Consider the following 13778-nt stretch of genomic DNA (forward strand, 5'->3'; position numbering starts at 1 on the left):
AAGGGCCGCTCTGCGGCCCTTCTTTTTTTAGGTGGCCGAATGCCCGCGCGTATCTCCATTCCGCGTATCTCCATTCCGATCATTCTTTTTTGGGCGCTTCTTGTCGGTTGCTATGCGGCCTACGCCCCCGGACTGAACGGCTATTTCAACTTCGACGATTTCGCAAACCTCAATGCGCTCGGCCAAGAAGGCGGCGTCCGCGATTGGACGAGTTTTCTGCGCTACCTGACGTCCAGCCATGCCGACCCGACCGGTCGCCCCATTACCACCCTGAGCTTCCTGATCGATGGCAATGACTGGCCCGCGTGGGCCTACAGCTTCAAACGGACGAACGTGCTCCTGCACCTGCTCAACGGCACATTGCTGGTATGGACGCTACTGAAGCTGGGGCGATTGTCCCGATCCGAAGGGGTTGCCCAGCGCGCAGCCCTGATCGGCGGTGCGATTTGGCTGCTTCACCCGCTGTTCGTTTCGACGACCCTATACGTGGTCCAGCGCGAAGCAATGCTCCCAGTGACCTTTGGCCTGGCGGGCATCCTTTTGTGGCTGCATGGCCGCAGTGTCTTGACCGCGAGTCCGAAGCGGGGAGCCATGTGGATGCTCCTGGGCCTGTGGGGTGGAACGGTCCTGTCCGCGCTGAGCAAGGCAAACGGCATGCTGCTACCGCTGCTGGTCCTGGTGCTGGAGGGTACGGTGTTGCGGCCCCCACCCGGAGTCGAGCAGGCAGCCCTGGCTAGGACGCGCCGCTGGGTCCTGGGGATACCGGTCGCGGCGATGGTCTTGATCATTGCTTCGCTGATACCCGAGGCAGTCCGCGGCGCCACCGACATACGCCCCTGGACGGTGGGCCAGAGGTTGCTCACCGAACCCCGCGTGCTGATCGAATACCTGCGACTGCTTTGGGTGCCGCGCTCGCTCTCCAGCGGTTTGTTCAACGACCAGGTACACGCATCGACTTCGCTATTCCAGCCTTGGACCACGGGATTGAGCCTGCTGACCCTGGCGGGATTGCTCGTCGTCGGGTGGATGCTACGCAAGCGCAACCCACCGTGGGCATTGGCCATCCTGTTCTTTCTTGCCGGACATGTGCTGGAAAGCAGCTTCATTCCGCTGGAGCTGTACTTCGAGCACCGAAACTATTTACCTGCGCTGTTCCTGTTCTGGCCGGTCGGCCTCTGGCTGGCGGATGATCGGGCCAGAGGCCACACCAAGGCGATTGCTGCCATTGGCCTGGTCATCTTCCTCGGCATGCTGACGCATGCGCGCGCCTCGCTATGGGGCGCACCGCTCAAGCAGGCGGTCGTTTGGGCAAAGATCAATCCCGACTCGCCCCGTGCACAAACCAATGCAGCGATGTTTCTGGTCACACAGGGACGCGTACAGGAGGCGCGCAACCTGCTGTCGCAGGCCGCAAGCCGTTTCCCGGAGGAGGCGCAGGTGGTTTCGCTCCTCGCATCGACCGAGTGCCGCAGCCATCACCTGACCAACGATACGAGGACGCGGCTTCTCGACGCCTTCCGTCTGGATCCCCACGGAACAAAGCTACCCTTCACCTGGGTCGAGGCATCCTTGAGTGATGCGAGCAAGGGTGCGTGCCAGGGGCTCGACCTGGACCTTCTCGATGAGGCGGTATCCAGTCTCGCTAGGAACCCCCGCGCCAGCAACCCGGGCGGCCGGCAGGACCTGGACTACCTGCGCGCGTTGATCGCCTTGGCGCGCGGAAACGGCAAGGCTGCGCTGGCACGCTTCGATGCTGGTCTGGCCGCGTTACCCAAACCAGCGACGGCCTTGAAGCAGGCCGCTCTGCTGGGCACCTACGGCTTCCCGGAACTCGGGCTGCAGCATCTGGCCTATTACGAAACTGTCCGCAAACCGACCCGGTTCCATATGAACATGCCTGCCGTCCATGCCTGGCTGCTCGAGCATCAGGGCTACTGGAATGGCGAGCTCGCGGAACTGGCGGCTGCATTGCGAACGGACGCTGCCAATCGCCAAGCGGCGCTGTCGGGACCACGTATCCACTGAAGGCGTTGCGGCTAAACTCCCGAAATGGACGTGCGCGAGAAAGGCCAGCCCCTGTTTGCCAAACCCCGCACGAGCGGGCGAGCGGGCGGCTGGATCATGCTTGCGCTCCTGGCCCTGACCATCGTCGCCTACTATCCAGGGCTCTCTGGCGGCTTTCTGTTCGATGACTACCCGAACATCGTCGACAACCCCGGCGTGCAGCCCACTGATGCCAGCCTCGGCACCTTGGTACGGGCCGCGCTTTCCTCGCCGTCGAGCGAGTTCAAGCGACCGCTGGCATCCCTCACCTTCGCAGCGAATTATCTGGCGGCCGGACTCGATCCGTACTGGATGAAGCTGACCAATCTGGTCATTCATCTGCTCAATGGCGTCGCCATGTTTTTCCTCGCCCGGGCCCTGCTGCGCCGCTTCCGGGACGAGTACCCAGCCGGGTGGTTGGCGGCGTTGATCGCCGGCGCGTGGCTGCTGTTGCCGATCAACCTCACCGGTGTGCTGTACATCGTCCAACGCATGGAAAGCATGGCCAACCTGTTCGTCCTGGTCGGTTTGCTCGGCTATGTCCATGCCCGAAGCAAATTGCGCGACGCCAAGGATGAGAACGGGGCCTGGCGATACTACGCGTTGTGTACGGCGAGCCTCGTCATGGCTACCGCGATCGGGCTGCTGGCGAAGGAAACCGCGGTCATGTTGCCGCTCTATGCAGCTATCACCGAATGGGTCGTGTTCGGCTTCCGTGATCGGCAAAACCGCGTCGACCGCACCATCGCAAGCCTGTTCCTTGTCGTGCTCGTCCTGCCTCTCATCATGGGACTGGTGTGGTTGCTTCCTGCCGTGCTCGACCCGGCGGACTGGGCAACAAGGGACTTTACGCTCGCCACCCGCCTGCTCAGCGAGGCGCGCATAGTTACCGATTACATCGGTTGGACGATCCTTCCTACGGCCGAGGCGCTTTCGTTCTATCACGACGATTTCATACCGTCATCGAGCCTGCTCTCCCCTTGGACGACGCTTGCGGGCGTATTGGCGCTGGCCGCGTTGCTTGCGCTTGCGCTCTGGTTGCGACGCCGCCGACCGCTGGCGGCGCTTGGCATCCTGCTGTTTCTCGGCTGTCACCTGCTCACCGGGACAATCCTGCCGCTGGAATTGATCTACGAACATCGCAACTACTTTGCGAGTTTCGGGTTGCTCCTGGCCATCGTCCCCGTGCTGGCGGTGGCGTGGAAGTCGCCCATGGCCCTGCCCCGCTACGTGGCGCTGGGTGGACTCATACTGTTCTGGCTCGCACAAACGGCCGCGACCGCCTACGCCTGGGGTGATCCCCTGCGACTGGCAGCCGACCTTGCCGATCGGGCGCCCAGGTCACCACGGGCCCAGTACGAGCTGGGACGTGCCTACATCATCTATTCGCACTACGATCCGGATTCCCCGTTCACGCGGTTGGCCTATGCGCCGCTCGAGCGCGCAACGAAACTGCCCGACTCCTCGATACTGCCGGAGCAGGCGCTGATCTTCATGAACGCGCGGATGGGGCTGCCGATCAAGAACGCCTGGTGGGATAGCCTGATTGGCAAGCTGAGGGCGAAAACACCCGGAGTGCAGGACGAGAGCTCTCTGGGCGCACTGACCCAGTGTGCACGAGAGGGGCTCTGTCATCTCTCTCAAGAACGAATGGTTGCCGCATTTCTTGCCGCCACCTCGCACCCAAACCCCAGCGCACGGCTGTTGGCCACTTATGGCGATTACGCCTGGAATGTCCTGGACAACCATTCGCTCGGCTTGAGCCTTAGCCAAAAGGCAGCCGCGGCCCGTCCCGGCGAAGCGGCCTACAGGATCACCTGCATACGTATGCTTGTGGCACTAGGCCGCGTTGAGGACGCCAAGCAGGAATACCAGGAACTCGAAGGCATGAACGTGGGAGGCGCATTGGATCACGAGCTGCGGAGCTTGCGGGAAGCTATCGATGCGCTGCATACCGGCGCCTCAAACAGCGCATCGGGAAGTTGACGCTCTCTCCCGGGGTGGGACAAGCCACGACATGTTCAGCACGCTAAAGAAAATCTGGACCATCTTCATTCCGTCTGAGCGGCGCGAGGCCGTGTGGATGATGCTGCTGGTCGTCCTGATGGCCGTCGCCGAAACAGTGGGTGTGCTTTCCATCATGCCGTTCCTGGCCGTCCTGGGCCGTCCGGCTGTCATCCATGAGAACGCTCTGCTGCAAACGGTCTACGCGCGGCTCGGTTTCCACGATGCGCGGGGGTTCATCCTGGCGCTCGGGTTTGCCTCGATCGCCTTAGTCATCGCCTCGTCGGCTTTCAAGACAGTAACCCTGCACGTACTCAACCGCTTTGTGCACCTGCTGCGGCACGCAATCAGCTCCCGACTGCTGGCCCGTTACCTGCACCAGCCTTACGAGTTCTTCCTGACACGCAATCCGTCCGCCTTGAGCACCAACGTGCTGTCGGAGGTCGACCAGCTGCTGTTCCAACTGATCCAGCCGCTGTCGCAACTGCTGGCACAAGGTTGTGTGGTCCTGGCCATGGCGGTGCTTATCTTTTGCTACGACCCGCTGACGGCCATTTGCATCATTGCGGTGCTCGGAGTTCTCTACGGCCTGATCTACGGCTCCGTGCGGAAGCGGCTTGAAACCATCGGGCACGAACGCGGCGTTGCCAACGGCGAACGCTACCAGACGTGCAGCGAAGCCCTGGGTGGCATCAAGGACGTCAAGATCACCCACTCCGCCGCCGCTTACCTGCAACAGTTCGCGAAGGCCTCCCGGCAGCTTTCTCGCCACATGGCCGCCAGCGATACGCTAAGCCAGTCGCCGTTGTACCTGGTCGAGGCCACTGGCTACAGCATGTTGATCGTCATCGCACTCGTGTTGTTGCTCCGCTCGAACGATGTCGCACATGTACTGCCAGCGCTGGGCTTGTATGGCTTCGCCGCCTACCGCATGCTGCCGGCGGCGCAGGTGATGTATCGCGGCCTGGCCAAATTGAAGTTTTCCTCGTCCGCCCTGGACATGGTGCATCGCGATCTGACCCTGCCACAGGAACAACTGCCAATCGCTGCCGCCACTCTGGCACCACACAAGGAGATCCGCCTGCAGGGCATCCGCTATGCCTATCCATCTACACCCGACAAGCCAATATTCGATCGCTTCGATCTGACGATCCCAGCCCATGCCAGCGTTGGCATCGTCGGCAAGAGCGGCGCAGGCAAGAGCACCCTGATGGATCTATTGCTGGGGCTGCTGCAACCACAGATGGGCTCTCTCAGCGTAGATGGCGTTCCAATCACCATTGACAACGTTTCCGCCTGGCAGCGCGCCATCGGCTATGTTCCGCAACATGTTTATTTAGCAGATACCACGGTGGCGGAAAACATTGCTTTTGGTGCCTCGCGGGAAGGCATTGACATGCGGGCAGTAGAACGGGCGGCACGCGCCGCGCAGATCCACGATTTTGTCGTCGGCGAATTGCCCCTCGGTTACGACACCAGGATCGGCGATCGCGGCACCAGGCTGTCCGGCGGCCAGCGCCAGCGTGTCGGCATTGCCAGGGCGCTGTATCGCGACCCGGCAGTCCTATTCATGGACGAAGCGACCAGCGCGCTGGATGCGCAAACCGAGGAAGCGCTAAACGAGGCGATCCGGAGCTTATCGGGCAGCAAAACGATCATAATCATCGCGCACAAGAAAGCCTCCCTCCGCAACTGCCAGCACCTGGTTTCGGTACCGCCTGATGAGACGGTAACGAGCTGAGCCGACATCTTCTGATTGGCCCCTTCTTCGTCTTACTATTCCTCAAATGAAAATTCTCGTATTGAATTCCCCCGAGGACGCAAGAAGGATCTATGGATCAGCCCTCTTCCATGACGACGTCACCTCGACGTACGTGGATGGCGGTAACATCAACCCCAAAATGCTTCTGGACAAGGAAACACCCGACCTGGTGTTACTTAGCCTGGAGTGGCTGCCATTCCAAAGAGTCGTTTCCGCAGAAGCACGCAGGCGGAATATACCCGTGTTGTATGTCATGGATGGCATACTTGAGTGGTCGTACGTATGGAACAACCATAGCTTCGTTTTCCCGGCAGGGACCGTTCTCCAACCGCTTATCGCAAGCCATATTTCGGTGATAGGAAGGCATCCGGCCCGGATACTGGCGGCAATGGGGCTCGGTGAAAAAATCAGCATCATCGGGTTACCTCGGCTGGACAACTTCGATAGGGCCAGGGTCGTTGCTTCCGGCGCGCCTCCAAGGCTGCTCATCTGTTGCGCACGCACCCCAAGCCACAACAATGAGCATCGCATCAGCGTCATCCAGGCGCTGTCCGACATCAAAGCGATAGCAGAGGAGCTCGGGATAGGTTGTGCTTGGAGGATAACGGACGAGTTGGCGCAGATCTTGGACGTAAAAAAAGCTGCAGAGCCTTTAACCGAGCTACTGTCGACATCGTCTGCCTTGATAACGCTTCCTTCAACTGTCGCGCTCGAGGGCATGCTGTGCGGCTTACCTACGGCGATAATGGAATATCGCCCAGTACCTCTCTATCTCGAAACAGCCTGGCAGATCCGGAGCCGGGAACATATACGCCCCACGATAAACGAACTTCTCTATCCGCCTGCCGAAAAGCTAGCATATCAAGACTATTGCCTAAACGAGGAATTAAACATCGCAGACGCGGGCGACAACCTTCATCGCCTGATTGCAGAAATAACGGCACACACCGGAAAAGTGGTCGAATCCGCGCCGAAGGCACCTTACGGCGCGCTCGACTTCAAGCTCGTTCATTCCCAGATAAGCACGTTTTCTTCATCATCACTCGCCAGCCTTCAATACGAGATCGATGCTTACGCCAGTTATGACAAGCTTCTAAGAACGTGGAAAGCCGACCTGTTCGCCACCTGGCCGATAAAGCTTCTCAGAATGCTCCGAGGGGTTCCGTTGTTCAAAAGGATAAACCGGCTTCTGGAGTCAATTTGAGGGCGATACCCGCCCAATGGGGCCTATGTGCAGCCGGCATTCAAGGTGCTTATTTGATGTGTTTTTATTACTCTCCGCTGCCTCCGGCGACTTGCGCAGGTCACCAACCATCCTTCGTTGAAGCCACTGTCCGCGGTGCCCCGTGAAAAGTCAGGAAAAATCCGACGTGCTGGCCGGTTCTGATTCAGCATGTGTGCCAGCACAATCTGCACACGAGATCGTCTATTCGTTCGACGTTTTCGATACGTGTATCTCCCGCAATTGGGCCCACCCTCGGGACCTGTTCTTTGCTTTGGGTCTCAAGCTAGCGCCGCCTCAGTTTACCGATAATCGAGCGAGGGAGTTCGCCCGCAAATTTCAGGCTAGGCGCATCCGCGCCGAAAAGCGGGCTTATCGGGCTGCCCGACCTGATGAATGTGCCGATATCCATGAGATATATCGGAAGTTCGATTTTTTCCCCGGTCTCGATTCCGGAATCGCTGACCTGATCACCACCGAACTCGAGTTCGAGGAAAAGTCCCTTTACACGATTGCACCCGTCGTCTCACATATCGAGGAATTACGCAAGGCCGGTCACCGCATAATTTTCGTTTCAGACATGTACCTGCCAGCTGACCTGCTCGGACCGCTGTTGCAAAGACTTGGCGTCATGCGCGAAGGAGATGGGCTGTACGTTTCCTGCGACGCGCGCCTGACCAAGCACTCGGGCAACCTGTACCGCCACGTGCTTCAAAGGGAGGGTCTACGTCCGGAGCAGCTCATTCATACCGGTGACAACCCCTGGGCTGACGTGCGCAAAGCGCGGGAAGCCGGCGTGACCGCCCGGCACTTTTCTCACGGTCCGCTAACCTCACACGAGACGGCGATTGCAGGCCATCGCCTGCCACGGTCAACGGGCAGTAGTTTCCTTCCGGCATTGAGCCGCCGCACAAGGTTGGCGTTGCGGCAGCATTCCGAAGAGGACCGCGAGCCGCTTGAGGAGCTCGTCTGCAGCACGATCGCTCCTTTCCTGGTTGCCTACGTCGACTGGGTGCTGGAGGACGCGCGACGCCGGGGAATCGGCAGGCTTTATTTCGTTGCACGCGATGGCGAGGTCCTCTATCGCATCGCCAAGGCATTAGGTTCCGATGACCAGGGGCCCGAAATGCGATATCTCTACGGTTCCCGCAGAGCATGGCTTTCGCCGTCCATCCGGCCGGACGCCCATGGTTGGGAGCGCCTGCTCCTGACCCCTGGGCAGTCGAACAGCCGGCGAGACATCCTCGCCCGCGCCGGCCTGGACGAGAACGCCCAATCCGTGATCGCCAGCATGTTCGGCTGCGATCAGGCACTTTGGGGCAGCCCGCTCGACCTGAACGAGGCGACCGCCTTCTTGCAGCAGGTGTTGGCATCCCCGACGGCGGCCGGAATCATCTATCAGGCGGCGGGGGATCAGAGGGAGATAGCGCTGTCCTATCTCTCGCAGGAGGGCCTACTGGACGGAGCTAAATGGGCGCTGGTGGACGCGGGCTGGTCACTCAACTGCCAAGCAGCGCTACACCGTATTCTGGCGGCCAGGGATCCGTCGCTGGTGCCGCGTGGCTACTACTTGGCGCTCACTCGAGACCATCTGTCTGAGGAGGAGGCGGGACCCGCCCTGGCTTTCATCCCCGAGCCTGGTTCGTTCTTTTCCCGTCGCCGGGTCATCATCGAGCACTGCTTTACTCCTGCATCCCATGCCACCACGCGTGGTTACGCCATGGACGGCACAGCTGCGGTCCCTGTCTTTGGTTCGGAACTTCGGCAGAACAATGAACTTGCCTATGCGCAGCGGCTGCAGAAGGCAGCTAGCGAAATGGCCCGGCTGATCACGAGGGATTCGGCGATGCTCGCCAAGTTCAGGCTACACCGCAGCGACATCCTGGCGAACGCCCAACGATTCCTTCGCGACCCGCGCCGACGCGACGCGCTCGAGATGGCATCGTTCGGGACTGTTGCCGATCTCAGGCACGAGAGTGCCTTTGTGCAGCCCTTGTGCCGCCCACTAGGTCTACGCGACGTTGCGGCCATCGTAGGCATGACGGTTTCCCGCCGCCGCAATTTTCAGACGCCTTCCTACATGTGGCTGGAGGGGTCCTGCGCGCTTTCGCCACCCTATGTCCGTGCCCCGATAAGAGCGATGCTGGCTATCGATTCGCTGCGATCCCGGCTTGGAAACCTTCGACAGTGAAAAACGTACTGGTCGTGGGCGCCGGTTACGCCGGAAGCGTGGTGGCCCGTGAAATGGCCGATGCGGGGCGCCGAGTATTCGTGGTCGATCGACGCCACCACATCGCCGGCAACGCATACGACGAACACGACGCGCATGGCGTGTTGGTGCATCGTTATGGTCCGCACATCTTCCACACCAACGCTGCGCGCATCTTCGAGTACCTCTCTCGCTTTACGGACTGGCGACCTTACGAGCATCGCGTGCGGGGCATCGTCAATGGTCGTGCCTATCCCTTCCCGATCAATCGGGACACGCTGAACCAGCTCTACGACCTGGATCTGGACGAGGAAGGAGCTGCCGGGTTCCTCGAGCAGGCCCGGGAACCGAGGGATCCGGTTCGCACCAGCGAGGACGTGGTGCTCAACAGCGTGGGTCGCGACCTCTACGAAAAGTTCTTCCTTAACTACACGCGCAAGCAGTGGGGGCTGGATCCTTCCGAGCTCAAGGCGGGCGTGGCCGCGCGCATTCCGGTGCGGACCAATACCGATGACCGGTATTTCACCGACACCTTCCAGGCCATGCCTCTGCATGGCTATACACGCATGTTCGAGGCCATGCTCGCCCACCCAAACATCACCGTCGAGCTCGGCGTGCACTTCGAAGACGTACGCGGCGACTTCAAGCGCGATCACACTATCTATACCGGTCCGATCGACGCCTATTTCGGTTATCGGTTCGGCCGCCTGCCCTACCGATCGCTACGCTTCGAACACGAACACCTGCCTGGCGTCCATCGCTATCAGGAGACCGGCACGGTCAACTACCCCAACGACCACGATTACACGCGCATCACCGAGTTCAAGCACCTGACCGGCCAGCAGCATCGGGGAACCTCGATCGTGCGCGAGTATCCACAAGCCGAGGGCGATCCTTACTATCCGGTGCCGCGCGAGGAAAACGAGGCATTGTTCAAGCGCTACGAGGAGCTGGCCAAGGCCGAGCGCGACGTCACCTTCGTCGGTCGGCTCGCCCAGTATCGCTACTACAACATGGACCAAGTGGTCGGCGCGGCGCTCGCCGCGGCCCGCCGCCTGCTGTACTGATCATGCGCATCGCCTTCGTTTGCAAGCGGCGCTATATGGGGAAGGACGTGATCCTCGACCAGTATGCGCGCCTGTATGAAATACCGCGCCAACTGGCTTTGCTCGGGCATACCGTCCTTGCGGTTTGCCTGGACTATCGGCAGGACACCGAAGCCGGGTGTTGGGAGCACGAGGCGGCGCCCGGCCACTTGGTATGGGAAGCCCACTCGCCCGGGTGGCTAGGGCATGCTCTGCCCGCCTACCCGTGGCGCGTGCTCAAGCGGCTGCAGGGGTTCCTACCGGACATCGTCATCGGCGCATCTGATATTCCGCAGCTGGTGCTTGGCGCGTGGTTGGCAAGGCACTTGCGGGTGCCATTCGTTGCCGATCTGTACGACAACTTCGAGGGGTTCGGGCAGGCCCGCATTCCGGGCATGGTGAGCCTGCTGCGGCACGCGGTACGCCGGGCCTCATTGGTGCTGACGACCAGCGAGCCATTGCGATGTTTCGTGGAGGATGTCTACCGGCCGGCGGGCGACGTGATAGCCATGCCCAGTTCCGTGGACAAGCATGTGTTCCATCCACGCGACCGGCTCGCCTGTCGTGAGGCGCTCGGGCTGCCGCTGCATGCAAAGCTCTTCGGCACCGCCGGCGGCTTACACGCAGACAAGGGCGTGACCACCCTCTATGCGGCATGGGAGCGGCTGCGCAACAAGATCCCTGATGCGCACTTGGTGCTCGCCGGGCCGCACGCGGCATCGCTGCCACCGCCGGATGGCCCGCGTGTCCATTATCTCGGCGCGCTCTCCCACGACCGGGTGGCCCATTTGTTCGGCGCACTGGACGTCGGTGCCATCTGCATACTGGACACGGTCTTCGGCCGTTACTGTTTTCCACAGAAAGCGTACGAGATGCTCGCCTGCGGCCTGCCGGTGGTTGCCGCCGACGTCGGCGCCATGGGCGAGTTGCTTGCCCATACACCGGAATGCCTGTATCGGGCAGAAGATGCGGACGATCTAGCAAGGCGGGTCGAGCAGCAGATGGCTTCGCCCGTGGTGCCTAACCTGCCCATCAAGGATTGGCGTGAGCTGATCGGCGACGTGGAACCTCGGCTGCGCTCGCTCGTGCCGGGAGAGGCGACCCACGCCGGGGACACCACGCGCGTTTAAGTGTGGGTGCCATCCGGGTTGGCCGCGGACATAGGCGCTCCCGCGGAGGGTAGCGCGCAGGGAAGCGCAGGAGGTGCGGGAAGTCAGGCCTTGCGTGCCGATGACAAGCAGTGCATAAGCAGATCGCCGTACCGCGCAGCGACGGCTTCCCAGTCGATTGATGCGATTGCACTCGCCCTGATGACGCCGGCACGGGCCTGCGCCTGCTCCGGGTGTTCGAGGTTTGCAAGCACGGCCCCGGCCAGCGCGGCGGGATCGGTGGGATCCACGCACACTTCCGGGGTCAGTTCGCCGAGTAGGTCGGCCAGGCCCTGGACCTCGCCAGCCACCACTGGACAACCACAGCCCACGGCCTCCATCAGCGCCACGGGAAGGCCCTCCTGGTCACCCGAGCTGTCGCGTACGAACGGCGCAACGAACAGCGACGCGCGGCGGTAGAGCGCCGGCAGGCGGTTCTGGGGAGCGGCCCCCTCGAACACCACATGGTCCGCCAGCCCCAGTTCGTCTGCCTGTTTGCGCAAGGCGGGCTCCTCCGGGCCAAAGCCGACGATCGTCAACCGCACTGACGGTCTTCGGGCGGCGATCAGCGGCATCGCCTGCAACAGGAAGCGCAGTCCCTTCTTGGCCACCAGCCGACCAACGAACAGCAGCTCATCGCGTGACCGCGGTGCCGACCCTGGTGTAAATCGATCCCGCAGGTCGACGCCCATCGGCACCACCGAAACAGTGGGCGCCAGGATGCCCTGGGCCGTCGCCTCGTCGCGCATCGCCCGGCTGACCACGGTCATGGCGGCGGCCGAGCCGGCAACCTTGCGCTTCAGCGCCGCGAACAGCCGATGGCGTAAACCGAACAAATCACCACCGTGCGAAGTGACCAGGTAAGGACGATGCAACCAGCTTGCGATCAGGCCTTGCGGGACCAGCCAGTGGGCGTGCACCACATCGATGCGCTGGCGGCGCAGGATCCGCCGGGCGGCCAGCCACTGGCCCAGCACAAAGCCAGGCAGCAGCAGCCACTTCCAGCGATGGCGTTGGACGTTCGCGACGATGCCGCCGTTGTTCACGAGTGTCTGCAACCGCCGCGGCGCATACCGGTAGCGCACCACGTGCACACCGTCGAGCAGGCCGCTCGGATCAGCGCCGGGCGCATCGGGCACCAGCGCGATCACCGTGAACCGGTCAGTGAGCCGGCTGCACAGCTGGTGCACGAAACCCGGCTCGGGGTCGCTCTCCCAGCGCGGATAGGTGGACGCCAGTACCAGTACCGAGGGCTTCTTCTGCTCAGTCATCGCGCCGATAGGTGAGCGCCGTGATCTGCTCGGAAATCAGCCCGATCAGGAATACGATCACCGCTGCGCTCCACAGCATTGTGCTGCCGTTGGTCAGGCGACCGTAGTGGTTGAAGGTCCAAAGGTAGTTCAGGCATCCCAGCAGAAAAAACACCACGCTCGCCGGCGCAAACAGCTTCAACGGCGAATACAGCGTGGCGATCTTGAAGATGATCAGCAGAAATCGCAGGCCGTCGCGCAGCGGGCGGATGTGGCTCTTGCCCACGCGCTGGGCGGCCTTGATCGGCACGTAGGCGACCGGATAGGCGCTGCGGAAGAAGGCCATGGTGCTGGTGGTGGGATAGGAAAACCCGTTGGGCAGCAGGTACAGGAACTCGCGGAATTTTTCCGCGCGCACGGCGCGGAAGCCAGAGGTGAGGTCGAGCACCGGGTGGCCGGTCATGCGCGTGGCGAGCCAGTTGTACAGCGTATTGGCCAGCCCGCGGCCGACTCCGGCCTGGCTGCCCCAGTCGCGGGCGCCAATGGCCATGTCGTAGCCCTCGTGCAGGCAGGCGAGCAGGCGATCGACATCGGCCGGGTCGTGCTGGCCGTCGCCGTCCATGAAGACCAGCCATTCGCCCTGCGCCGCCCTCGCGCCGCGCTTGATCGCCGCTCCGTTGCCCATCGAGTAGGGGGAGGACAGGCAGCTGACGGCATGGGCCTCGCAAATCGCTCGAGTGTCGTCGGTCGAGCCGTCATCGACCACGATGATTTCCGCGTCCGGCTGGGCGGTGCGCAGCGCCGGCAGCAGACGGGCCAATGCCGCCGCTTCGTTTTTCGCGGGCAGGATGATGCTTAGGCGTTTCAAAGAGGCTCCCCCGTTTGTCGGGCGATCATAACGCGGGCGGTTCGATGCGGGCGCCGTAGTAATGCCGTCGGCTTCTCCCTACCGAAGGAAGGCAACCCGTCCCTGACCGAGCCCTGGCGCCAAGGACCTCATGGACAACGCAAGTGTCGCGCGCGTCCCCCCGATGTGGAGTCAATCGCGATGACTC

At 61.9% G+C, this 13778-nt stretch carries 9 protein-coding genes; 7 read left to right on the forward strand and 2 right to left on the reverse strand.

Going from position 1 to position 13778, the window contains the following annotated elements; all coding sequences use genetic code 11:
• The first annotated feature begins 39 nt into the window (after positions 1-39).
• From BMZ38_RS11090 to BMZ38_RS11115, 7 genes are all read left to right on the forward strand, one after another.
• Positions 40-2025, forward strand: a complete 1986-nt coding sequence (locus BMZ38_RS11090) for a tetratricopeptide repeat protein (protein ID WP_091337353.1) — start codon at positions 40-42, stop codon at positions 2023-2025.
• 96 nt (positions 2026-2121) lie between these two features.
• Positions 2122-4029, forward strand: coding sequence for a hypothetical protein (locus BMZ38_RS11095; protein WP_091337502.1), 1908 nt, complete (start codon positions 2122-2124; stop codon positions 4027-4029).
• Positions 4030-4060: 31 nt separating this feature from the next.
• Positions 4061-5788, forward strand: coding sequence for an ABC transporter ATP-binding protein (locus BMZ38_RS11100; RefSeq protein WP_091337354.1), 1728 nt, complete (start codon positions 4061-4063; stop codon positions 5786-5788).
• 46 nt (positions 5789-5834) lie between these two features.
• A complete protein-coding gene (locus BMZ38_RS17595; RefSeq protein ID WP_139202446.1) occupies positions 5835-7013 on the forward strand; it encodes a hypothetical protein in 1179 nt (392 codons plus the stop codon).
• Between the two features lie 142 nt (positions 7014-7155).
• A complete protein-coding gene (locus tag BMZ38_RS11105) occupies positions 7156-9222 on the forward strand; it encodes an HAD family hydrolase (RefSeq protein WP_139202445.1) in 2067 nt (688 codons plus the stop codon).
• Positions 9219-10307 carry a UDP-galactopyranose mutase gene (gene glf, locus BMZ38_RS11110; RefSeq protein ID WP_091337358.1) on the forward strand — a complete coding sequence of 363 codons (1089 nt, stop codon included), beginning with the start codon at positions 9219-9221 and terminating at the stop codon, positions 10305-10307. Before BMZ38_RS11105 ends, glf begins: the two co-directional genes overlap by 4 nt.
• Positions 10308-10309: 2 nt before the next feature.
• A complete protein-coding gene (locus BMZ38_RS11115; RefSeq protein WP_091337360.1) occupies positions 10310-11455 on the forward strand; it encodes a glycosyltransferase family 4 protein in 1146 nt (381 codons plus the stop codon).
• An 83-nt stretch (positions 11456-11538) separates the two neighbouring features.
• Here BMZ38_RS11115 and BMZ38_RS11120 read toward each other — a convergent pair whose 3' ends face one another.
• Together BMZ38_RS11120 and BMZ38_RS11125 are read right to left on the reverse strand one after the other, a co-directional pair.
• The gene (locus BMZ38_RS11120) at positions 11539-12744 is read right to left on the reverse strand and encodes a glycosyltransferase (protein WP_091337362.1); all 1206 of its coding nucleotides are present in this window, start codon (positions 12742-12744) and stop codon (positions 11539-11541) included.
• Positions 12737-13591 (reverse strand): glycosyltransferase family 2 protein, encoded by an 855-nt coding sequence (locus tag BMZ38_RS11125; protein ID WP_091337364.1) that lies wholly within the window; start codon positions 13589-13591, stop codon positions 12737-12739. The genes BMZ38_RS11120 and BMZ38_RS11125 overlap by 8 nt, the downstream gene beginning before the upstream one ends.
• Positions 13592-13778 lie beyond the last annotated feature (187 nt).

Origin of the sequence: Frateuria terrea, assembly GCF_900115705.1 — a bacterium.
Taxonomy (GTDB): Bacteria; Pseudomonadota; Gammaproteobacteria; order Xanthomonadales; family Rhodanobacteraceae; genus Frateuria_A; species Frateuria_A terrea.